Here is a 20,041-nt window from a genome sequence, read left to right as displayed (position 1 = left end):
GCGGCACAGGGCGTCCACGATGGGCCACTTCACGGGGCCGGACTGGGTTTCGTACCGGCTCACCGTCGCCTTGGATACGCCGACACGGCCGCCGGCTTCTTCCAAGGTCATGCCTGAACGTGCTCGCAGCTTGCGCATGGTCGAGCCGAGCTGGCGGCGGCGGGTCGTCGTCCTCGATGACAAGCGGCTGCCCTTCGTAGCTGTTCAGTGCCCTTCTTCTGGGCTCAATCAGGCTATGTGGCAGGAGCGTTGGCATCTCCTGATTCACTCGATCGAGTCTGGTGAGAAGTTACTTGGCGAGAATTCTCACTGCCATACTCACCTCAGGTCATGGTTACGTAGCGTCCCCGTACAGATGCGGTGGGTTGATCGCTGGCGTGGCCGGAGAGGGAGTCTCGCTATGACTTTCAGGGGAGAGGGCGGTGAGACGCTCCGCTGCGTCCTGCCGTTCGAAGCGGTGCCTGGAGAGTTCAGGCTGCTGCGTGGTGCTGTCCGCTCGACACTCGGGCAGTGGGGTGTTCTGGCAGCAGCTGACGAGGTTGAACTGGTGGTGACGGAACTCGCGACGAACGTCATGAAGCACGTGGGTGAAGGTGCGTCGGCGACCCTCGTCCTCGAACCGCGAGGGAGTCGCCTCAGGGTGGAGTTGCACGACAAGAGCTCTGTGGTGCCGAAGAGGGACGGCATTGCCGATTGCGAGCAGGAGTGCGGCCGGGGGCTGCATCTCGTGGCGTCGATGTCGGTCGACTGGGGCACGCTGCTCACGGGGACGGGCAAGGCCGTCTGGTGTGAGGTGTCGGTGATTGCTGACGCTTTGTACGCGCGAGCCCAGCGTGCGGGCACGGTTCTCGGCGGCTACCGGGAGCTCCTCGGCGTGAGGGTGCCGCGTCAGGTCTCGCGCTCCAGAGTGAACGAGGAGGCGGCCGTCACGCTGATTGCAGACCTTCTCGTCTGGCTCAATCTCCAGGGCAGTGATCCCGATGAGGCGCTTTGCCGCGCGCAGCAGCTCTACGAGGCCGGCGAAGCTGCATGACGGGCGACCGCGCGCATTTTCTCGCGGAGGTCGTCGGGCGTGCGCCAGGCTTCTCCCGTGTAGTTCCTGTGACACATGCGATGGCAGTTCGCGCACAGGAGTGCTAGATCCCCCAGCGGGGTCTCGCTGGGGCCGGCGGCGTGAAGGGGTGTGATGTGGTGCACCTCGATGTAGTCGGCGCCGACGTCGAACGTGCACGTCTCGCGCCGGATCGGCTGGTTTAGCATCGCGACTGCCCTTCGGGAGGTCTTTCGCTCTTGGAGGTGACGGGGTCGAGGGGGAGCAGCGTGAGCGAAGCCGGATGAGCGGTGAAGAAGTCGCACTGACTTCTGTTCTTTGTCAGGTCTGTGCCGGCGTATGCGCAAGCGCGGCCCGGAGGATCGCGCCGGCATCGTCTGCCAAGCCCAAGGCGTGCAGCTCAACTGCGATGCGCATGACGTCCTCTTCGGCGCGGCTTCGGCCGTTAATGGCAATGACTGTGTCTGCGAGGTCATCCTGTCCGTCACGCAGCAGTGCGATGGCCGCCGCACTCTCCAGAGGGGACAGTGATGCCGCAGTGTCCTGGATGAGGGCGACCGCGTGACCGATCTGTCCGCTTCCGTGGAGAGTGGAAGTGCTGGTAGCGAGTTGCTGCGCCGCAGTCACATCACGCGCTCTCCGCTGCCGGTCCCCCGCGAGGCGGGGGACCGGCAGCGGAGTACGGCGCGTGAGAGAGGCCGGATTGCTTCCCTCCGCGGTAGCGGGCCCCAGCGAACTTCTGGAGACCTGACGTGCAAGAAGCCGGCTGTTCTCGCCACGAAGCCGCTGGTTTTCGCTGAGTACCGGACCACAGTTCCGGCAGAAAGTCGTCTCGGCTGACGCATGGAGCCTGCGCAGCTCCGCCGGAGAGAACGTCACTGCGCCGGGTACTGCCCGTTCGGCAGCGAGCCTGTGGAGCACAAGGACCAGTTCTATGGGGGGCTTCCGGCGCCCGCTGCGGTAGCGGGAGAGTTCGCTCGGGTCCTTCTGCCACCCCTCTGACGCCAGGAGTGCCGCAGCCTCGGCCAGCGTTCTGACTGCCAGGTGCTCGTAGAGAGCAGCTATCGCCCCAGCGAGCGCCTTCCGCCCTGGTGGCAGGTCCGGCATTGCCGTAGCCGTGCCCACTGAGCTTTTTCCCGCCATGTCCATTCCTCCTGAAGGCGCGCAGTTCATTGTGCAGCAGAGGGATTTGACTACCTTGCGCGCAAAGCCAGCCGGGGGTAGACGGCGCCTCTGGCCACCGTGCTGAATGGTTGAGCCAGCCGGAAGTCTGGCAGCGCAGGCGCTCTCAGGCCTGTACTGCCTGGTGAACGGCTCTTCAGGGTGTTCGTTGAGCGGAGGATGCAAGTGGCAGTTCCGTCGTGGCTCGACAAGTCGTTCGGCAGCAAGGTCCGTGCTGGCCTGTGGCTGGTGTCGGAGGTCGGGGAAGGCAACATCTTCACCAAGGGGCAGTTGAGGGCCGCGTTCCCGGAGGTGGCACAGATCGACCGCCGGGTGCGCGACCTGCGAGACCACGACTGGCAGATCGACACCAGGCGCGAGGACGAGTCGCTCCACCTCGACGAGCAGCGTTTCGTGAAGAGGGGGGCTGACATCTGGCTTCCCGGGCAGTCGAAGTCCCCGAAGGAGAAGTCCGGGCTGACCGCAGCTCAGCGGACCAAGGTTTTCGTGGCTGACAGCTTCCTGTGCCGGTCCTGCGGCATCGGCGCGGGCGAGTCATTTGGCGACGGAGGCCAGGACGCGCAGCTGGACGTGGCACGGCGGCAGGTGCGGATGCCGGACGGAACGAGCGAGATCCAGCTCGTCACCGAGTGCAACAGGTGCCGGGTTGGCGGCCGCCAGCGTCAGGCGGATCTGGCCGGTGTACTGGGCAGCATCGAGCGTCTTACCCCGCTGGAGCGGAGTGTGTTCCTCGGCTGGCTGAACGCCGATCACCGCGACCCGAGCCCGCTGGAGCGGCTCTGGGGCGAATACCGCACCCTGCCCGAGCCGGCCCGCGAAGCGGTACGGGACGCTGTCCACGGCACGGCCAAGTAACGAACGAGGGGAAGCAGATGAAGCAGGAATTTCCGTTGCCGCCGCGCGCTGCCGAGTTCAGCGAGCTGGTCAGGAAGCGGCTTGAGGACGTGAAGAACGCCGGCGGAACCCGCGAAACGGTCACGGTGGACTGGAACGGCCAGGCGCTTCACTGCGAGGTGATCGACTGCCCCATCAGCTCTGTCTTTTACAACCCCGGAACCCACCGCATCAGGGCACAGCGCAGCCACGACCCCGTCAAGGACGCGGCCCTGACCGCAGACCCCTGGACGGGAGGAAGCCAGGAGTACCTGCGATTCCTCCTCCAGGCCGACCCTGCCGATCCCAACCGCAGGGACCCGGACTTCGACAAACTGAAGGAGAGCCTTGACCAGTTCGGGCAGAACGACCCTGGTCTGATCACCTACAGCGGCATCCTCGTCAACGGCAACACGCGCACGGCAGCACTCCGTGAGCTGGGCCGACAGACGATGCGGGTCGGCGTTCTGCCGGAGTCGTTCAACTGGGACGACATCAGTGCCGTTGAACTGGCCCTCCAGTTGCGCCGGGACCACCGGCGGGACTATTCGTACATCAACCGTCTGCTCGCTATCGAGGAGCAGGCTGGCCTCGGCCGGACGCCCGATGCCATTGCGAAGGACTTCCGTATCCGGCCGTCCACCTACCACCAGGAGCGCTGGATCCTCGGCACGATCCGTGAGCAGATCTCGCGTAGTGCGAACGGTGGTACGACCGGGCTGCGACTCGTCGATTTTGAGGACCACCAGGAGAAGCTCAAGGAACTCCACCGCGCGTACGAGAAGCTCGCTACGGTCGATCCTGACCGCGCGGACGTCCTGAAGGAACTCCGCATGGCAGCCATTGTCATGGGCTTCGCCAAGACGGACGTGCGGCATATCGATGAGGGCTTCCGCGACCGGTACCTGTCCCGGACGATGTCCCCGGACTTCAGCAAGTCGGCGGGCGAGCAGGCGACCGTATCCGTGCCTGGGCTGGGGGGTGTGACGCTTCCTGGAACTTCTTCCGCGGTTTCGGCAGCCCGGTCCTTGAACGACAAGGTGCTCCGTGCGAAGGCGATGGCCAGCGCCTCCAGCGATGTGGCTTCTGAGCAGGACAGGAAGCAGGCTCAGGACGTCTTCCAGGAAGCGCGCGAAGCTTTCGACCAGGCGATTGACGCTGCCGGCCGTGACGCGAGGCTGAAGAAGAGGAAGCAGATGGCACCCGCCCGTATCGCGGATGCCTGCGCCGATATCGACCAGAGCGTCGTGGAACTTGTGCAGGCACGAGCCTCGCGCAGCCTTGACGAGGAAGCTTTCGACGAAGCCGTACTCAAGTTGCGCGAGAGCCTGCGCAAGCTCGCTCAGCAGGCGGGGCGTGGCACCGCGACCCCTGGTGACGGTGTGGCCTGGCTCATCGAGGCTGTTTCCCTGGAGACCTCCGGATGAGTGAGGTCACCGCTGGTATGTCGCTGTGTCTCGATTTCGATGAGACGCGCACGAAGGTCGTTCTCCGGACGACGGAAGAACACCGGGGCGAACTCGTCCAGCTGGCCGCCCGTTTCAGGTCGGGCGGCCAGCTCGGCCCGGTAGCGGCCGTAGTCGAGCTCAATGATCTGCTGGGGGGCCTGAGTGCCCTCTCCTCCTGGTCGGACGCGTCCGGTGTTGAGTGGGCTCCGGAACTTCAGGAACTGGTCGTTGGCGTCCTTCAGGATGCCCAAGCGGTCAAGGAACGCCTGGATGCGCCGGACCATACGGGAGAGATCCATCCGGACGAGGTTCCCTTTCTGCTGGGAGAGGAGTGGAAGGCTGATCTCAGCGATTTCCAGCGGCGTGATGTAGCTAAACTTCTCTCGCTTCAGCACGGGGCCAACTTCAGTGTTCCCGGTGCCGGCAAGACGCGCGTGGGCCTAGCCGTGTACGCCAGTCAGAAGGCGCAGGGGAAGGCCAGCCGACTGCTCATCGTCTGCCCCAAGTCTGCTTACGAGTCGTGGCAGTACGAGAGCGCGGTCTGTTTCCGCCATCCGCTGCGCACGGACATCCTCGGCAAGTCGTACGACCAGTGGGCGGAGGTGCTGATCGTCAACTACGAGCGGCTGGACCGGTCGCTCACGATGCTGGCTGCATGGCTGAAGGCTGCCCCCTCTGTGATCGTCCTTGACGAGGCACACCGCATGAAGCTCGGCGCGCGGGGTACGTACGGCGCTGCCTGCATGGCCCTCGGGCCACTCGCCAGTCGCAGGCTGATCCTTACCGGCACGCCGGCCCCCAACGGGGCCAAGGACCTGGAGAACCTGCTCGGATTTGTCTGGCCAGGGCATGGACAGCGCACGGTCACACAGGCGGTCGCCGGTGGAGACCTGGCGTACGCGAGCACTGTCCTGCGTCCCTTGTTCACCCGCACGACCAAGCAGGAACTCGGGCTCCCGCCGATGTCGCTCCAGATGCGCTACGTGGACATGCCGCCACTGCACGAGGAGATCTACACCTCACTGGTAGGAGGAGAGGCGAGCGGGGCGGCGCGCGAAGATCTCAGCGCGCTCGGGAAGACCGCGCTGCGGCTGCTGATGGCCGCAGTGTGCCCCGCGCTCCTGACCGAGGGGGCGAACCGGTACGACCCGCTTGCTTACCAGCTGCCCCCGCTGGAGGTGCCGCAGGGAAGTTCGCTCTACTCCCTTATGCAGAACCTCCCGGACCATGAGATGTCGCCCAAGTACCAGGAAGCAGCGCTTATCGTGGCGGAGAACGCGGAGAAGGGACGCAAGACGCTTGTCTGGACAACTTTCGTCAGAAGTCTCGCCACTCTTGAGAAGCTCCTCGGAAAGTTCGGCCCTGCGGTGGTGTACGGGGGGACCCCCGACAGGGAGGAGCAGTTGCGCCGCTTCCGTGAAGACCCGGACTGCATGGTGCTGATCTCCAACCCGGCCACCTTGGGCGAGGGGATCAGCCTGCATCAGGTGTGTCATGACGCCGTGTATGTGGACCGGGACTTTATGGCTGGCCGGTTCCTGCAGAGCATGGACCGGATTCACCGCCTCGGGCTGTCGCCGGACACTGAAACCAACGCGACGGTTCTTGTGGCCCGGCACACCATCGATGAAGTGGTGATGACGAGACTGGAGCAGAAACTGGATTTCATGGGGCGGATCCTTGATGACCCCTCGGTGCAGCAGCTTGCGGACCTTGAAGAGGAGCCGGCGGTAGCCGCAGGGCTGGCGCCGAGCGACATGGCTGCCCTGCTGAGCCATATGGGGCTGCCGACAGTCAGGTGAGCAGGCAGATCTGCCGGGTGCGGTCGGAGTGACGTCACTGTCCGTCGCTGTCCTGCGCCATAGTGTGCTGGTGTGCGGGCGGTGCACCTCAGTCATTGTGTGATGTTCGTGCGAAGGGTGGTGGCAACGACATGAAGCGCCGTTCCGGGGCCGCCCATCCTGAGAGACTGTGAGCACTGCCGGGATGTCACCGGTGGATGCGACACTTGCGTGTCTGCAATCAGTCACACCAGGAGGCTTCGATGGGTTCCAGCGGTCAGCCGCTGACATCGATTGAGATCTGCGCAGGAGCGGGGGGGCAGGCTGTCGGCCTGCACCAGGCAGGGTTCCGCCACCTCGCACTCGTTGAGATCGACAGGCACGCAGCGGGGACGCTGGAGCTCAACGTCATCAAGAAGAAGCGCTGGGGAGCCGATGTTGCGGCAGAGTGCGATGTTCTTGAGATGGACGTAACGAAATTCCGCCCAGCGCTGGATCTGAAGAAGTTCAACGCACGCATGAAGCGTCCCATTGCTGAAAAAGAGCTCGGGCTCCTAGCTGGCGGTGTTCCGTGCCCTCCGTTTTCTGTGGCGGGAAAGCAGTTGGGTCGTGATGATGAGCGTGATCTTTTTCCGACGATGCTTGATCTTGTTGATGAGCTGAAGCCCAAGGCGGTGATGATCGAGAACGTTGCCGGACTGGTGAAGCCGCGAGATAAATTCTACGAATATCGCGAAGAAATCAAGCAGCGTTTGCGTGATTCCGGATATGTGGTTTGTGGCTGGAGGCTGCTTGAGGCCGCCGACTATGGTGTGCCGCAACTTCGCCCCCGAGCCATCCTGGTCGCAATTCGAGAGGATCAGTATCGGGGATTCGAGTGGCCTGCCCCTCGGAAGGAAAGGGTCACGGTAGCCGCCGCCCTTGAGCCTTCGATGAAGCGGCGTTTCGTCGAAGCTGGCCGCCCGGAAGGGTTCCATAAGTGGCTGGATGATGCCAGTGCGGGAAGCGTGGCCCCCACGCTGGTTGGCGGCTCGAAGAAGCATGGTGGCGCTGATCTTGGACCTACTCGTGCCAAGAGAGCGTGGGCCGCGCTGGGCGTGAACGGCATGGGCGTTGCCAATGATGAGCAGGACGTAAACCTGGACCGGGATCTCGGGGACCTTCAGAAGGAGATCGGTCCCATGCTGACTGTAGAGCAGGCGGCGATTATCCAGGGCTTCCCTGAGAAGAGTAAGTGGGAGTTCGCTGGCCGGAAGACGGCAAGGTACCGCCAGGTCGGTAACGCTTTCCCGCCGCCAGTAGCTGAGGCTGTAGGGCGTGCGATCAAGGAGGCTCTTGAGCGCGAAGGTGTCATCTCTGAGCCGCCCTTGGGTGACCTGGAGCCCGATGGTACGACGTGGGATTCGGCTCAGAGCACCCTGCTTTGAAGCAGGCGTCTCCTTTCGGTAACGGTTTGAGTGATCTCGGCAGCGCACTCCTCTGCTGCTGAGTGCTCCCAGAAGCGCAATACCAGCCAGCCTGCCTCCGTGAGTTTCAGGTCTGTATCGCGATCCCGGATTATGTTTCCTTCGACCTTCTTTGACCAGTAACCGGGGTTGGTTTTTGGCGGAACGTAATGCTCGGGACAGCCGTGCCAGTAGCAGCCATCGATGAATACGGCTACTTTCGCGGGCCGGAATACCATATCTGCGGTTCGGCGGAGGCCTGGCAAGGGTTTAGCGGCTACGCGGTAGCGGAGGCCCTGTGCGTGAACAAGCCGGCGGATAGCTTGCTCAGGCTTGGTGTCGCGGCTGCGGATGGCCTGCATGTTCCGGCGTCTGGCGGCGGAAGATGCCCAGGACCCTTCAGGTGGAGTCCATTCCACGTCCTCGTGCATCAGCAGGTGCTCAGTGGTGTCTGTGTTCATGCAGATTGCCAAGTTCCTGGAGGGTAAACCGACCCATATCAGGTATTCGTCCTCATTGTGTGGGTCCAGAAGCGAGCTTCTCATGTCCATCCAATGCGTGGCATTCCCCGTACGTCCGGCCCGACCCGCACCAGCACGCCGCCCCCCGCGCCGGCGGCCAGGCCGCCGCGCGGCCGCGGGCCGCCAGGGTTGTCGCGTACTGGGGGAGGAGGTCCGCGTTTGAGGGGTGGGTGGATTCTGAGGCTGCGAAGGCTTCGTACGAGGGGACCGTGGCGCGGACGATGCCCAGGTTGGGGGTGCCCGCCTGGGAGAGTTCGCGGAGGGAGGCCTCGATGTCCGTCAGGTGGGCGCGGTACGTGGGGTACTCCGCCTCCAGTTCCGGGTACGCCGCCAGGAGCTCGTCCAGTTCCGGTTCCGGCCAGTGCAGGACCGCCACCGGGAACGGGCGGGAGAGGGCCGTGCGGTAGGTGCCCAGTTCCGAACGGAGGCGGGTGATCTCCGCCTGGAGTTCCGCCGGGTCCGAGGAGCCGAGCGACCACAGGCGCTTCGGGTCGTGGAGCTCGTCCAGCGGGACCGCCGCCGTGTGGAGCCGGTCCGCCAGGTCGTCCCAGTCGTCGTGCGGCAGCGCCAGCATCCGGCGCACCCTGTGCCGGGTCATCAGGAGGGATTCGGTGGCGTGGGGGAGCTCCGTGGTCGTCTTCACCAGGAGTTCCGCCGCCTCCGTCAGCGTCGACTCCGCCGCCTCAAGCTCGTCGTGCGCCTCCAGCGTCTCCGCCGTGATCTCCCACGGGGTCGCGTCCGAGGGCCGTGCCCTGCGGAGGCCGTCGATGATCGCCCGGGCCTCGGCCTCGTGGCCGTACTCCCACAGGTTCGCCGCCTTCAGCGCCCTGATCAGGTGCGGCTGCGCCGGCTCGGGGGTCAGGAGGGAGTCGTAGAGGGCCGTCGCCCCCGGGCGGTCGCCCGCCAGTTCCAGGTGGGCCGCGGCCTGGAGGAGCAGGGGCTCCCGGTCCTCCGGGTACTGCGTGGCGGTGCGCAGCAGGCGTTCGGCTTCGGTGGTGTGGGCGGCAGGCGTGTCGGGGCGCATGCGTCCCACCGTACTGCCGTGCGGGTCTGGAGAGTTGGTGCCTCAGCGCTTAAGGTGCCCGCGTGCGGGCCAGGGGGCGGGAGCGGGTGCCGGTCGTCGTCCAGTCGCGAGGGCGGCGGCGTACGCCTGCCCGTCTGCTGTGGACGGGTGCCGAGGCCGTCGTCACCTGTGGCGTTGTCCTTCTCCTTCTCGTCGTCCACCAGCTGTGGTGGACCAACCAGGAGGCCCGCGCCGAGGCCCGTGAGCAGGTGCGTGTTCTCGAGCGGGAGTGGGACATCTCTCCACCCCCCGTTCCCCGACCGGTTCCTCCCTCTGTACCTCCGCCCGTTTCTCCGTCTGTACCTGCGGCTGTCTCTCCGTCCGTCTCCTCCTCCCTCTCCCCTCCTGCCGGCCGTGGCGGTTCCCGGCCGTCCTCCGGTCCCTCCTCCTCCGCCGCCTTCGCCGTCCTCCGTATCCCCCGCCTCGGGCTCACCGCCCCCGTCGCCCACGGCGTCTCCAAGCGGTCCGTGCTCGACAGGGGGTACGTCGGCCACTACCCCGGCACCGCCGCGCCCGGCCGGACCGGGAACTTCGCGCTCGCCGGGCACCGGAACACCCACGGCGAGCCCTTCCGGTACCTGAACCGGCTGGTGAAGGGCGACGAGATCTCCGTACGGACCCGGGATGCCACGTACACGTATCGCGTCGACCAGATACTTGCCCGGACCGCTCCCCGCGACGTGGGGGTCATACGGGCCGTGCCGCGGTCGCTCGTCAAGCCCTCGTACGGGTACGGGGCTCCCGGCGCCTACCTCACCCTCACCACCTGCACGCCGGAGTTCAGCAGCGCCTACCGGCTCGTCGTCTGGGCGACGCTCGTCCCGGACCGGTGACCTCGTGCCAGTACGAGGGTGAGTGCCGCGCCGGTCGCCGCCAGGCCCGCCGAAACGAGCAGGGCGGTGTCCGGGCCCGCAGGCCCCAGGGCCAGGGTGAGGGCCACGCCCGCCGAGGATCCGATGTAGCGCGCGGTGTTGTTGGCGCCCGACCCCATCGCCGCGCGTTCCGGAGGCACGGAGTCGACCGCGAGCCGGGGCAGCGCCGCGTTCAGGAGGCCGCTGCCCGCGCCCGCCAGGAGGAGGCCGGGGACGAGGCGTGGCCAGGGGCCGCCCTCGACGCTCCCGAGGAGGGCCAGGATTCCTGCCGCCGACAGGGCGAACCCCAGCGTTAGTTGGTAGGGGGCCGAGACCGCCAGCCGGCGTGCCTGGAGGGCCACCACGAACGCCGTGCCCGACCAGAGCACGAACAGCCACGCCGCCCCCAGCGGTGACATCCCGGCCCCGCCCTGGAGCAGCGCGGGCACCACGCTGAACAGGCCGATCACCGCCAGGCCCGTGAACAGCGCCCCCAGGACCGACGCCAGGAACGCGGGCCTCCGCAGCAACGCCAGGTCCACCATGGGCGTACGGATCCGGTGTTCCACCGCCGCGAACGCCGCCGTGAGGGCCGCGGAGGCCAGGAGCAGGAGGCCCACCTGGGGGCGCAGCCAGCCGTCCCTGCCCAGGGTGAGTGCGGTGAGCAGGGCCGCCAGGGCCAGGCCGAGGGTGGTCGCGCCCGCGATGTCGGGGCGGCGGTCTTGATGGTCGGGTTCCGGCCTGTCGTACGGCAGCCTCCGCGCGCCTGTCGCCGCCGTCACGAGTGCCGCCGCACCCAGTACTCCGTACGCGAGCCGCCAGTCCGCCAGGCTCAGCGCGCCCGCGAGCAGCGGGCCGAGGGCTATGCCGCCGCTGACGGACGCGCCCCAGATCCCGGTCGCCCTGATCCGGTCCCGGCCCGCCGGGTACGCGTGGGCGAGCAGGCCCAGGCTGCCCGCGAGGACGGCCGCGCTCGCCGCGCCCTGGGCGACACGGGCGAGGGTGAAGGTGAGCGTGGAGCCGGCGAGGGCGCCGAGGGCGGTGGTGACGCCAAGGGCGAGGGTGCCGAGGAGGAAGACCCGGCGGCGCCCGTGCGCGTCGGCGAGGCTGCCGGCGACGAGGAGGAGGACGGCGAGGCCGAGCGGCGTTCCGTTGAGGAGCCAGGCCTCGGCGGAGGCGGGGGTCCCGAAGGCGGCGGCCATGTCGGGGAGGGTGAGCATCGGGGCCGTGTAGTTCATCAGCGCGACGGCGGTGGCCGTGGCGGTGACGGCCAGGGTGGTGGCCGGGCTGCGGGAGCCGTGCGGCGGGGCGGCGGCGTGGGCGGCGGGCGCGAGCTCGGGCACGGCAGGAACCTCCACCTGTGAGCGGTTGGGCGGCGCGGACTCAAGCTAGCAGGTGAGTTCATTGAATGAACCTTCGTGGGTACGATGGATCCCATGGCTCTCGGCAAGGACTACGCCCAGCAGCAGTGCTCCATCGCCCGCGCCCTCGAGGTCGTCGGCGAGCGCTGGACCCTCCTCGTCGTCCGCGACGCCTTCTACGGCGTCCGCCGCTACAACGACTTCCTCACCCACCTCGGCGCCCCCCGCGCCGTCCTCGCCGCCCGCCTCCAGGCCCTCGTCGAGGCCGGCGTCCTCGAACGGCGGCGCTACCAGGAGTCGCCCCCGCGCGACGAGTACGTGCTCACCGCGCGCGGGCTCGCCCTCTGGCCGGTGCTGCGCGCGCTCGGCGCGTGGGGACGGGCCGAGGTCCCCGGCGCCGTACCGGTACGCCACTTCCACCACGCCGACTGCGGCACCGAACTCGGCCCGTACGGCGAGTGCCCGGCCTGCCGCGTCCCCGTGCCGCCGGGCGACGTCGAGATGCGCCCCGGCGCCGGGCTCGACCCGGATCCCGGCGATCCGGTCGGCCGCGCACTCCTCGGCGCCCGCCGGCTCCTCGTGCCTCTCCAGCACGATCCTGAGGGCGGGAACTCCTGAAGGAGCCCGTGCGTCTTTTCGGTGAGAGATCACGTGACATCGGTGAGAGACCACGTGACATCACGTGACACACGACGACGAGGAGGTGGCGGGATGACGATCAGGGCACTGGTCCTGCGCGTGCTCGCGCCGCTGTTCTTCCTCCTCGCCCTCGCCGATCTGCTCCTCTCCGACGGCGGCGGTGTCGTCTCCGGTGGCGTCTCCGGCGCCGTGGCCCTCGCCGCGAGCACCGTGGTCTGCGCCCTCTTCGGAGCCCGTACGGCCCCGGCCGTGCCGCCCACCGCCGTCCGTACCGCCATCCGCGACCGCGAGCGGCGCACCGCCTTCCTGCCCCAGCGCGACCCCGACGCCGCAGGGCGCCGCAGACCCCGCGCTCCCGGCCGTCCCCTCCTGACGGCCGTGTAGGGAGCCCCCGCACCACCGGTCCGACCGCCACGCGTCCGGACCACCACGTGTCCGGACCGCCATCGCATCGGACCGGCACCACCACTCCGGACCTATCAGCATCACCCCGGACCAGCTCCCGCGCGGATCCGTCATGCCGAGACCCGAATCTCTTCCGGTTTCCCCCGGCACGACGAGACCCCACGGAGGGCTCCCTTGTCCGACCTCCTGTCCGACCTTCTGTCCGTCTTCGCCTCCCTCGTCGAGCGGCTCGCCGACCTGCTCCAGCCGCTCTTCGCCACCACCGCCACGGCCGCCGCGATCGTCCTCTGCACGATGCTCGTGCGGCTCGCGATCCACCCGCTGTCCCGGGCCTCGGCCCGTGGCCAGAAGGCCCGCACCCGGATCGCGCCGCAGATCGCCGCGCTCCGCAAGAAGCACGCCAAGAACCCCGAGCGGTTCAGGAAGGAGCTCACCGCACTCCACGCGCGGGAGAAGGTCTCGCCCCTCGCCGGGATCCTCCCCAGCCTCCTCCAGGCACCCGCGTTCCTCGTCATGTACCACCTGTTCGCCGGCGACCGGATGAGCGGGCACACCCTCTTCGCCGCCCCGCTCGGCGACCACTGGGCCGACGCCCTCGCGCACGGCGGCGTCGTCGGTCCCGCCGGGCAGGTGTACCTGGTCCTCTTCGCGCTCGTCGCGGGGGTGGCCGCCTTCACCTACCGCCGTACGAAGCGGCAGCTCGCAGCCCAGCCCCTCGACCTGGGGCAGCCCACCCCGGGCGCCGGAGCCATCACCAAGGTCATGCCGCTGCTCTCCTTCGCCACCCTGATCACGGTCGCCGTCGTCCCGCTCGCCGCCGCCCTCTACGTGGTCACCAGCACCACCTGGTCCGCCGTCGAAAGGGCCCTCCTCTTCCGCGAGGAGGCGGAGGCCAAGCCCCTTGCTACTCGCGCGTAAGGGTCCAGGGTGTGAACGGGGTCTTGCAGAGTGACCCTTTGTCTTGGAGGATCGACCAATCCTCCGATGGCCGCACTCCATCGGCCGGGGTACCTCAGGGCCTTTCCCGGGCCCGCCTCGACCACAGGGAGAAGTCCATGAAGCTGCTGCGTGTCGGCCCCCCGGGAGCCGAGCGTCCCGCCCTGCTCGACCGGGACGGGGTCCTCCGCGACCTGTCCGCCCTTGTCGACGACATCGACGGCAGTCTGCTCGCCGACGCCTCCGCCCTCGACCGGATCCGGGGCGCCGCGGGCGCCGGCGTGCTGCCCGCGCTCGACGCCACCGGGCTGCGCGTCGGCCCGCCCGTCGGCCGGATCGGCAAGGTCGTGTGCATCGGGCTGAACTACCACGGGCACGCCGCCGAGACCGGCCAGGCCACCCCCGCCGAACCCGTCGTCTTCCTGAAGGCCTCCGACACCGTCGTCGGCCCCGACGACACCGTGCTCGTACCGCGCGGCTCGGTGAAGACCGACTGGGAGGTGGAGCTCGCCATCGTCATCGGGCGCACCGCCCGCTACCTGGAGACCGACGAGGAGGCCCTCGCGCACGTCGCCGGGTACGCCGTCGCCCACGACGTCTCCGAGCGCGAGTTCCAGATCGAGCGCGGTGGCACCTGGGACAAGGGCAAGAACTGCGAGACCTTCAACCCGTTCGGCCCCTGGCTCGTCACCGCCGACGAGGTGCCCGACCCGCAGGCGCTCGGCCTCCGGCTCTGGGTCAACGGCGAGCTCAAGCAGGACGGCCACACCTCCGACCAGATCTTCCCGGTCGCGGAGGTCGTCCGGTACGTCAGCCGGTTCATGACCCTCTACCCGGGCGACGTCATCAACACCGGCACGCCCTCCGGTGTCGCCATGGGGCAGCCGGAGCCCAAGCCGTACCTGCGCCCCGGTGACGTCGTCGAGCTGGAGATCGACGGCCTCGGCCGGCAGCGGCAGGAGCTGAAGAGCGCCTGACCGACAGGGGGTGCCCGCAGGGGTACCCCCTACACGGAGGCGTACGAGCTGAGCAGGCGTTCCAGCGCCTCGACGACCATGGCGTGGTCCTCGGCCTGCGGCAGGCCCGAGACCGTGACCGAGCCGATCACGCCCACGCCCTCGACCGCGACCGGGAACGAGCCGCCGTGTGCGGCGTACCGGTCGGGGTCGAGGCGCGAGGACGCCTCGAAGGTCGTCCCCTTGGCGCGGAACCGGGCGCCGACCAGGAACGAGCTGACGCCGTACCGCTCGACGACCCGCCGCTTGCGGTCGATCCAGGCGTCGTTGTCCGCGCTGGAGCCGGGCAGTGCGCAGTGGAAGAGCTGCTGCGGCCCGCGCCGGATGTCGATCGCGACCGGGGCCTCGCGCTCGCGCGCCAAGCCGACGAGCAGGGTGCCGAGCGTCCAGGCGTCCTCGTACGTGAACCGGGGGAGGACCAGGCGTGCTTCCTGGGCCTCGATGGCGGTGACCTCCGGGCTGCTCACAGCGTCACCGTGACGTTCTCGCGGGCCGACCGCTTCGCCGCCTCCAGGACGTCGAGCGCGGCGGCGGCCTCGTACGCCGTCACCGGGTTCTCGCCGGTGCCGCGCAGGGCGGCGGCGACGGCCGCGTAGTACGCCGGATAGTCGCCGGGCAGCGACTCGACCGGGGTTCCGCCGCCGCTCAGCGGCGACTCGCCGGCGCCGAGCCGGCCCCACAGCTCCTCCGGTTCCGCGCCCCACACCGCGCCCGGCGCGGGCCGCAGGCCTTCGCGCAGGGCCGCCTCCTGCGGGTCGAGCCCGTACTTCACGAAGCCGGCGCGCTGCCCGAGCACCCTGAAGCGGGGGCCGAGCTGGGCGGTGGTGGCGCTCACGTACAGATGGGAGCGGACGCCGTTCGCGTGGGTGAGCGCGAGGAAGGTGTCGTCGTCGGCGGCCGCGCCCGGCCGGCGCACGTCCGACTCGGCGTACACCGAGACCACCGGGCCGAAGAGGACGAGCGCCTGGTCGACGACGTGGCTGCCGAGGTCGTAGAGGAGCCCGCCGATCTCCTCGGCCGCGCCGGACTCGCGCCAGCCGCCCTTGGGCATCGGGCGCCACCGCTCGAAGCGGGACTCGAAGCGCTGGACCTCCCCGAGCGCGTCCTCGTCGATGAGGCGGCGGAGGGTGCGGAAGTCGTTGTCCCAGCGGCGGTTCTGGAAGACGGAGAGCAGCAGGCCGCGTTCCTCGGCGAGGGCGGCGAGGGTGCGGGCCTCGGCGGCGGTGCCGGCCAGCGGCTTGTCGACGACGACCGGGAGACCGGCCTCCAGGGCGGCCGTGGCGAGGGCCACGTGCGTCTTGTTGGGGGAGGCGATGACGATCAGGTCGAGCCCGTCCGCCCCGTCGGTCCCATCCGTCCCGCCCTCCCACAGCTCCTCGGCGGTGGCGACCACCCGGACCCCGGGGTAGGCGGCGCGGGCCTCGGCGGCCCGCTCGGGGTTGCCGGTGGTGACGGCGGCCAGGACCAGGTCCTCGGAGGCGGCGATCAGTGGGGCGTGGAAGACGGAGCCCGCGAGGCCGTAGCCGACGAGTCCGACGCGGAGGGGGGTGCGGGAGTCGGTGCCAGTCATGCCGCCCACTTAAGCAACGGGGTTGCCAAAGTGCAAGCGGCGGCGACAATGGGCAGGTGACGAGGGATCTGGGTGGAGTGAACGGGCCGACACCGGCACCGGGGGCGGGGTCGGTACCGGTACCGGTACCTGTACTGGTGTCGGCGGCGCGCAGTCGCGGCGCGGCGCTCGTGCTCGACCTGCTGCGCACTGCCGGGGAGCCGGGCATCAGCCGACTGGAGCTGGCCGAGCGGACCGGCCTCACCCCGCAGGCCGTCAGCAAGATCACCGCGCGACTCCGGACGGAGGGCCTCGCCACGGAGGCCGGGCACCGGGCCTCGACCGGCGGCAAGCCGCGCACGGTCCTGCGGCTCGTACCTTCCGCCGGGTACGCCGTCGGCGTCCACCTCGACCGCGACGAGCTGACGACGCTCCTCACCGACCTCGCGGGGGCGGTCGTGGCCCTGCGCCGCCGCCCCCTGGACCTAGGGGAGGGGGCGGGGCCCGTTCTGGACGCGGTGACGGAGGAGGTACGGGCCCTGCTCGCCGGCACGCTCGACGACACGAGTGTCGACGTGCCTGCCGACGTGCCTGCCGACGTGCCTGCCGAGGCGCGTGCCGAGGCGCGTGCCGTCCTCGGCGTCGGGGTCGCCATGCCGGGCCCCCTGGACCACCGCGCGGGCGTGGCGGGCCGGGTGACCGGCTTCCCGCAGTGGGACGGCCATCCCGTACGCGAGGAGCTGGCCGGGCGCCTCGGGCTGCCCGTCGTCCTCGACAAGGACACCAACGCCGCCGCCCTCGGCCTCGCCATCCGGCCCGCCGCCCCCGGCTCCTTCGCCTACGTCCACCTCGGTACGGGGCTCGGCGCCGGGCTCGTCCTCGGCGGGGCGCCGCTGCGCGGGGACAGGACGGGGGCCGGCGAACTCGGGCACCAGATCGTGCAGCTCGACGGGCCCCCGTGCGGGTGCGGCGGGCGCGGCTGCCTGGAGGTGCTGTGCCTGGCGGCGGTCGGGCGCGGCGAACCCGCCGAGGCGGCGCGCATCCTCGGCGCGGGCGCGGCCAACGTCGTACGGCTCCTCGACATCGACCAGGTCCTCCTGGGCGGGCGTGCGGTGCTGGCGGCGCCGGGTGTGTTCGCGGACGGGGTACGGGAGGTCCTGGCGGGGCTCGGCCTGACGGCCCCCGTGGGCGTCGCGGCGGAGCCGGACGCGGTGGCCGAGGGGGCTGCCTGGCTCATCCTCGGTCCGATCTTCGGAAAATAGGCTGATCGGGCGGATTGGGCGGCCGGTCCGGGGCGAGGGCGGTGTCGCTGCCCGGCCCGCTCCTCCGGGCGTGGCAGGGTCGCGGCCGACCCGTACGTCGGCGAGCAGCAAAGGCCAAGGCCCATGGCATCAGCCCCCCTGCGACCGCGCAGCGCCCGCGCCGCCCTGGCGGCGGCAGCCGCGATGGCAGCCACCGCGACGGCCGCGACAGCCGCGATGGCGGCGACTGCGACGACCGCGACGGCGGCCCCCGAGACCGCCGCCCAACGGCCCCTGACGGCACCGGCCACAGGCACCCGTGCGACCGCCCAGGCCCCGGGCTTGGCAGCCCCGCCGGTCGCGTCCGCCGGCCGGGTGGCCCCCGGTCTGGCGGCCCCCGGTCTGGCGAGCCATGGCCTGTCGGCCCCCGGCGTGGCGGCTGCGTCGCTCGCGGCCTCCGGTCTGGCGACCCCCGGTCTGGCGACCCCCGGTCTGTCGGCCCCCAGTCCCGTGGCCCTGTCGGTTGCGGTTCGGGGCTCCGCGGCCCCGTCGCTTCCGGCCCTCGGCCTGGCGCCCCCTGGCCTGCTGCCCCCGGGGGTCGTGGCCCCCGGCCTCGCCGCCCCGTCGTCAGCGGTTCCGGGCCTCGCGGCCCCCGGCCCGACCGCCTTCAGCCCGGCGCCCTCCAGCCGTTCGGGCCTGTCGCTCTCGGTCCCTGGCTTCGTCCCCCCGGCCTTCGCCTTCGTGTCCCCGGCCTCCGCCTCCTTGCCCCCGGCCTCCGCCTCCGTGGCTTCTGGCCGCCTTCAGGTCTCGCCACCCGCATCGCTGAAGCCCGCGCCCTCCACCCGCTCCGGTCTCTCCGCTCCCGCCCCACCAGGTCCCGCCCCCGCAGGTCTCGCTCCCGCCGACCTCGCTCCCGCCCCCGATCCCCCCGCACCCCTCTGCGGTACCGCCGAGGGGTCCGCCTTCCCCCTCGACACCCGGCTGCACGGCGGGCCCGTCGACTATCCGGCCGGCGGGCCCTTCCGGGAGTGGAAGCTCGACCTCACCAACACCACCACCGCACCCTGCTCCGGCGTCCACCCCGTCCTCGTCCTCACCGACCGCGACCGCGCGCTCCGCCCCGAGCAGATCCGCTTCGAGTTCTACGACGAAGGGGCCGCACGGTGGCACCCCGTCACCTTCGAAGGGACCGAAGAGGCGGAGAACGTAGGCGTGTTCACCGACTTCGGCGGCTTCTCGGTTCCCGCGGGCGGGACCGTCACCGTCCCCGTACGGCTGGCCTTCCGCGCGGAGACCGCCCCCGACGAGGTCGTCGTCAACGCCGCCGTCGTGCAGCGCCGCGGCGCCGACGGCGACTGGGTCGGCGAGTCCGGCGACTACCGCCTCACCGTCGGCCCCGCCGACCCCATCGCGCCCGAAGAGCCCACGGCCGACCCGACCGCCCCGCACGACCCGGCCGACCCGTCCGCCCTGCCCGAGCCCCCCGACGCCTCCAGGGCCCCCGGTATCGCGCCGCGCCCACCCGGCTCCACCCCCCGTGACCCGGCCGATCCAGGCCGTGAACTCGCCAGCACCGGCGGCGAGTCGGAGCGGTACGCCCTGGTGCTCGCCCCCCTGGCCGCCGTACTCGTCCTCTCCGGCGCCGCCCTCATCCGCTCCAGCGCGGTCCTCGCCCACACCGGCGCCGTCCTCGCCCGCTCGGGCCGTCGCCACCGTCGCCGCGTCCCGCACCGCTGAGACATGCGGCGTACACCTTCCCGTTCATCCCCGTCTGCGACCATCCCCCGGTGAACTACCAGAACACCCCCGGAGCCCCCGGCGCCCCCGTCCGCTCCGGCATCCCGGAGCACGGCCGCGTGCCCAAGTACTACGCCGTCAAGGCCAAACTGACCGTGATGGTGGACGAGTTGGGGGAGGGCGGGCTGCTGCCCACCGAGCGCGATCTCGCCGTCCGGTACGAGGTGTCCCGCGAGACCGTCCGGCAGGCGCTGCGCGAACTCCTCCTGGAGGGGCGGCTGCGCCGCCAGGGCCGGGGCACGGTCGTCGCGGGCCCGAAGCTCGAACAGCCCCTGTCGCTCGCGAGCTACACGGAGGGCGTGCGCCGCCAGGGCCGCCGCCCCGGCCGCAGTCTGATCTCGCTCGACCGGTTCCCCTGCCCGGAGGCGCTCGCGCCGGAGGTCGGCGCCCGACACGGCGAGCCGGTCTGGCACATGGAGCGGGTGCTGCTCGCCGACGACGAGCGGGTCGGCCTGGAGAGCACGTACGTCTCCGAGGCCCGCGCCCCGCGTCTGGACGTCGAGTTCGACCCGGACTCCTCCTTCTACGCCTACCTCCACGAGCGGCTCGGCATCTCGTTCGGCACGGCCGACGAGCGCATCGAGACGGTGCTCGCGACCCCGCGCGAGGCCCTGCTCATCGGCACGCCGCCCGCCCTCCCGATGCTGCTGCTCCACCGGGTCTCCCGGGACACCGCGGGACGCCCCCTGGAGCGGGTGCGCACGCTCTACCGGGGCGACCGCTTCAGCTTCACGGCCCATCTGGGGGAGCAGGGCTGACAGGGAGTCGGCCGCCCCGACCCACGTAGCATCACGGAACGGTAACGGGTCTGGTCCAAGCTTGTCGGTCCGTTCACCGTCCCGTCGCCCACCGTCCCCGCCAGGGCCACCCGCCGCCGCGACC

At 70.1% G+C, this 20,041-nt stretch carries 21 protein-coding genes; 13 read left to right on the top strand and 8 right to left on the bottom strand.

Annotated features, from left to right (window positions below; translation table 11 throughout):
• Nucleotides 1-183, bottom strand: a 183-nt coding sequence (locus tag ACIA8N_RS05140) for a helix-turn-helix domain-containing protein (RefSeq protein WP_399415691.1), incomplete at its 3' end; no start/stop codon positions are given.
• A 217-nt stretch (nt 184-400) separates the two neighbouring features.
• Here ACIA8N_RS05140 and ACIA8N_RS05135 point away from each other — a divergent pair.
• A complete protein-coding gene (locus ACIA8N_RS05135) occupies nt 401-1,033 on the top strand; it encodes an ATP-binding protein (RefSeq protein WP_365777859.1) in 633 nt (210 codons plus the stop codon).
• Here the strand turns inward: ACIA8N_RS05135 and ACIA8N_RS05130 are convergent.
• Nucleotides 1,009-1,260 (bottom strand): HNH endonuclease, encoded by a 252-nt coding sequence (locus tag ACIA8N_RS05130; protein WP_399415689.1) that lies wholly within the window; start codon nt 1,258-1,260, stop codon nt 1,009-1,011. The genes ACIA8N_RS05135 and ACIA8N_RS05130 overlap by 25 nt on opposite strands.
• A gap of 112 nt (nt 1,261-1,372) precedes the next feature.
• Entirely contained in the window at nt 1,373-1,678 is a 306-nt protein-coding gene (locus ACIA8N_RS05125; RefSeq protein WP_365778213.1) for a hypothetical protein, read from the bottom strand.
• Nucleotides 1,679-2,392: 714 nt separating this feature from the next.
• Between ACIA8N_RS05125 and ACIA8N_RS05120 the strand changes: the two genes are divergently transcribed.
• The 4 genes from ACIA8N_RS05120 to ACIA8N_RS05105 all read left to right on the top strand — a co-directional run bounded on the left by ACIA8N_RS05120 (nt 2,393) and on the right by ACIA8N_RS05105 (nt 7,762).
• On the top strand, nt 2,393-3,088 hold the full coding sequence (locus ACIA8N_RS05120; RefSeq protein WP_365778178.1) for a hypothetical protein: 696 nt from the start codon (nt 2,393-2,395) through the stop codon (nt 3,086-3,088).
• 17 nt (nt 3,089-3,105) lie between these two features.
• Nucleotides 3,106-4,533: a hypothetical protein gene (locus ACIA8N_RS05115; protein ID WP_365777861.1), complete on the top strand. Its 1,428-nt coding sequence runs from the start codon at nt 3,106-3,108 to the stop codon at nt 4,531-4,533.
• Nucleotides 4,530-6,356, top strand: coding sequence for a DEAD/DEAH box helicase (locus ACIA8N_RS05110; protein WP_365777863.1), 1,827 nt, complete (start codon nt 4,530-4,532; stop codon nt 6,354-6,356). The genes ACIA8N_RS05115 and ACIA8N_RS05110 overlap by 4 nt, the downstream gene beginning before the upstream one ends.
• Nucleotides 6,357-6,598: 242 nt before the next feature.
• Nucleotides 6,599-7,762 carry a DNA (cytosine-5-)-methyltransferase gene (locus tag ACIA8N_RS05105; protein WP_365777865.1) on the top strand — a complete coding sequence of 388 codons (1,164 nt, stop codon included), beginning with the start codon at nt 6,599-6,601 and terminating at the stop codon, nt 7,760-7,762.
• On the opposite strand, the gene ACIA8N_RS05100 is transcribed toward ACIA8N_RS05105, so the two are convergent.
• Together ACIA8N_RS05100 and ACIA8N_RS05095 are read right to left on the bottom strand one after the other, a co-directional pair.
• Entirely contained in the window at nt 7,744-8,241 is a 498-nt protein-coding gene (locus ACIA8N_RS05100; protein ID WP_399415686.1) for a very short patch repair endonuclease, read from the bottom strand. The genes ACIA8N_RS05105 and ACIA8N_RS05100 overlap by 19 nt on opposite strands.
• A 52-nt stretch (nt 8,242-8,293) precedes the next feature.
• The gene (locus ACIA8N_RS05095; protein ID WP_365777867.1) at nt 8,294-9,325 is read right to left on the bottom strand and encodes an SEC-C metal-binding domain-containing protein; all 1,032 of its coding nucleotides are present in this window, start codon (nt 9,323-9,325) and stop codon (nt 8,294-8,296) included.
• Between the two features lie 62 nt (nt 9,326-9,387).
• Between ACIA8N_RS05095 and ACIA8N_RS05090 the strand changes: the two genes are divergently transcribed.
• Nucleotides 9,388-10,197, top strand: a complete 810-nt coding sequence (locus tag ACIA8N_RS05090) for a class E sortase (protein ID WP_399415684.1) — start codon at nt 9,388-9,390, stop codon at nt 10,195-10,197.
• On the opposite strand, the gene ACIA8N_RS05085 is transcribed toward ACIA8N_RS05090, so the two are convergent.
• Complete coding sequence (locus ACIA8N_RS05085) at nt 10,155-11,558, bottom strand: MFS transporter (protein ID WP_399415682.1); 1,404 nt, start codon at nt 11,556-11,558, stop codon at nt 10,155-10,157. The two genes, ACIA8N_RS05090 and ACIA8N_RS05085, sit on opposite strands and share 43 nt — an antisense overlap.
• Before the next feature lie 93 nt (nt 11,559-11,651).
• Here ACIA8N_RS05085 and ACIA8N_RS05080 point away from each other — a divergent pair, with 93 nt between their 5' ends.
• From ACIA8N_RS05080 to ACIA8N_RS05065, 4 genes are all read left to right on the top strand, one after another.
• A complete protein-coding gene (locus ACIA8N_RS05080; protein ID WP_365777869.1) occupies nt 11,652-12,194 on the top strand; it encodes a helix-turn-helix domain-containing protein in 543 nt (180 codons plus the stop codon).
• A gap of 93 nt (nt 12,195-12,287) precedes the next feature.
• A complete protein-coding gene (locus tag ACIA8N_RS05075; RefSeq protein WP_030554746.1) occupies nt 12,288-12,599 on the top strand; it encodes a DUF6412 domain-containing protein in 312 nt (103 codons plus the stop codon).
• Nucleotides 12,600-12,806: 207 nt separating this feature from the next.
• Nucleotides 12,807-13,538, top strand: a complete 732-nt coding sequence (locus ACIA8N_RS05070; RefSeq protein WP_365778186.1) for a membrane protein insertase YidC — start codon at nt 12,807-12,809, stop codon at nt 13,536-13,538.
• Between the two features lie 137 nt (nt 13,539-13,675).
• Nucleotides 13,676-14,533, top strand: coding sequence for a fumarylacetoacetate hydrolase family protein (locus ACIA8N_RS05065; RefSeq protein WP_365777871.1), 858 nt, complete (start codon nt 13,676-13,678; stop codon nt 14,531-14,533).
• Nucleotides 14,534-14,562: 29 nt separating this feature from the next.
• Here ACIA8N_RS05065 and ACIA8N_RS05060 read toward each other — a convergent pair whose 3' ends face one another.
• Nucleotides 14,563-15,039 (bottom strand): heme-degrading domain-containing protein, encoded by a 477-nt coding sequence (locus ACIA8N_RS05060; protein ID WP_365777873.1) that lies wholly within the window; start codon nt 15,037-15,039, stop codon nt 14,563-14,565.
• Nucleotides 15,036-16,142: a Gfo/Idh/MocA family oxidoreductase gene (locus ACIA8N_RS05055; protein WP_365777875.1), complete on the bottom strand. Its 1,107-nt coding sequence runs from the start codon at nt 16,140-16,142 to the stop codon at nt 15,036-15,038. The genes ACIA8N_RS05060 and ACIA8N_RS05055 overlap by 4 nt, the downstream gene beginning before the upstream one ends.
• Nucleotides 16,143-16,279: 137 nt before the next feature.
• Between ACIA8N_RS05055 and ACIA8N_RS05050 the strand changes: the two genes are divergently transcribed.
• The 3 genes from ACIA8N_RS05050 to ACIA8N_RS05040 all read left to right on the top strand — a co-directional run bounded on the left by ACIA8N_RS05050 (nt 16,280) and on the right by ACIA8N_RS05040 (nt 19,917).
• The gene (locus ACIA8N_RS05050) at nt 16,280-17,383 is read left to right on the top strand and encodes an ROK family transcriptional regulator (RefSeq protein WP_365777877.1); all 1,104 of its coding nucleotides are present in this window, start codon (nt 16,280-16,282) and stop codon (nt 17,381-17,383) included.
• Nucleotides 17,384-17,506: 123 nt separating this feature from the next.
• Complete coding sequence (locus tag ACIA8N_RS05045) at nt 17,507-19,099, top strand: hypothetical protein (protein WP_365777879.1); 1,593 nt, start codon at nt 17,507-17,509, stop codon at nt 19,097-19,099.
• Between the two features lie 50 nt (nt 19,100-19,149).
• Nucleotides 19,150-19,917, top strand: a complete 768-nt coding sequence (locus tag ACIA8N_RS05040) for a GntR family transcriptional regulator (protein ID WP_365777881.1) — start codon at nt 19,150-19,152, stop codon at nt 19,915-19,917.
• The last annotated feature ends 124 nt before the right edge of the window (nt 19,918-20,041 follow it).

Source organism: Streptomyces sp. NPDC051822, from assembly GCF_044452745.1.
Lineage (GTDB): Bacteria > Actinomycetota > Actinomycetes > Streptomycetales > Streptomycetaceae > Streptomyces.
Note: the sequence above shows the minus strand (reverse complement) of the source record. Positions and strands in the feature narration are given on the sequence as shown.

Coding starts and splice junctions, on each gene's coding strand:
- ACIA8N_RS05135 (WP_365777859.1), top strand. CDS start 401: ATGACTTTCAGGGGAGAGGGCGGTGAGACGCTCCGCTGCGTCCTGCCG.
- ACIA8N_RS05130 (WP_399415689.1), bottom strand. CDS start 1,260: ATGCTAAACCAGCCGATCCGGCGCGAGACGTGCACGTTCGACGTCGGC.
- ACIA8N_RS05120 (WP_365778178.1), top strand. CDS start 2,393: ATGCAAGTGGCAGTTCCGTCGTGGCTCGACAAGTCGTTCGGCAGCAAG.
- ACIA8N_RS05115 (WP_365777861.1), top strand. CDS start 3,106: ATGAAGCAGGAATTTCCGTTGCCGCCGCGCGCTGCCGAGTTCAGCGAG.
- ACIA8N_RS05110 (WP_365777863.1), top strand. CDS start 4,530: ATGAGTGAGGTCACCGCTGGTATGTCGCTGTGTCTCGATTTCGATGAG.
- ACIA8N_RS05105 (WP_365777865.1), top strand. CDS start 6,599: ATGGGTTCCAGCGGTCAGCCGCTGACATCGATTGAGATCTGCGCAGGA.
- ACIA8N_RS05100 (WP_399415686.1), bottom strand. CDS start 8,241: ATGAACACAGACACCACTGAGCACCTGCTGATGCACGAGGACGTGGAA.
- ACIA8N_RS05095 (WP_365777867.1), bottom strand. CDS start 9,325: ATGCGCCCCGACACGCCTGCCGCCCACACCACCGAAGCCGAACGCCTG.
- ACIA8N_RS05080 (WP_365777869.1), top strand. CDS start 11,652: ATGGCTCTCGGCAAGGACTACGCCCAGCAGCAGTGCTCCATCGCCCGC.
- ACIA8N_RS05075 (WP_030554746.1), top strand. CDS start 12,288: ATGACGATCAGGGCACTGGTCCTGCGCGTGCTCGCGCCGCTGTTCTTC.
- ACIA8N_RS05065 (WP_365777871.1), top strand. CDS start 13,676: ATGAAGCTGCTGCGTGTCGGCCCCCCGGGAGCCGAGCGTCCCGCCCTG.
- ACIA8N_RS05055 (WP_365777875.1), bottom strand. CDS start 16,142: ATGACTGGCACCGACTCCCGCACCCCCCTCCGCGTCGGACTCGTCGGC.
- ACIA8N_RS05045 (WP_365777879.1), top strand. CDS start 17,507: ATGGCATCAGCCCCCCTGCGACCGCGCAGCGCCCGCGCCGCCCTGGCG.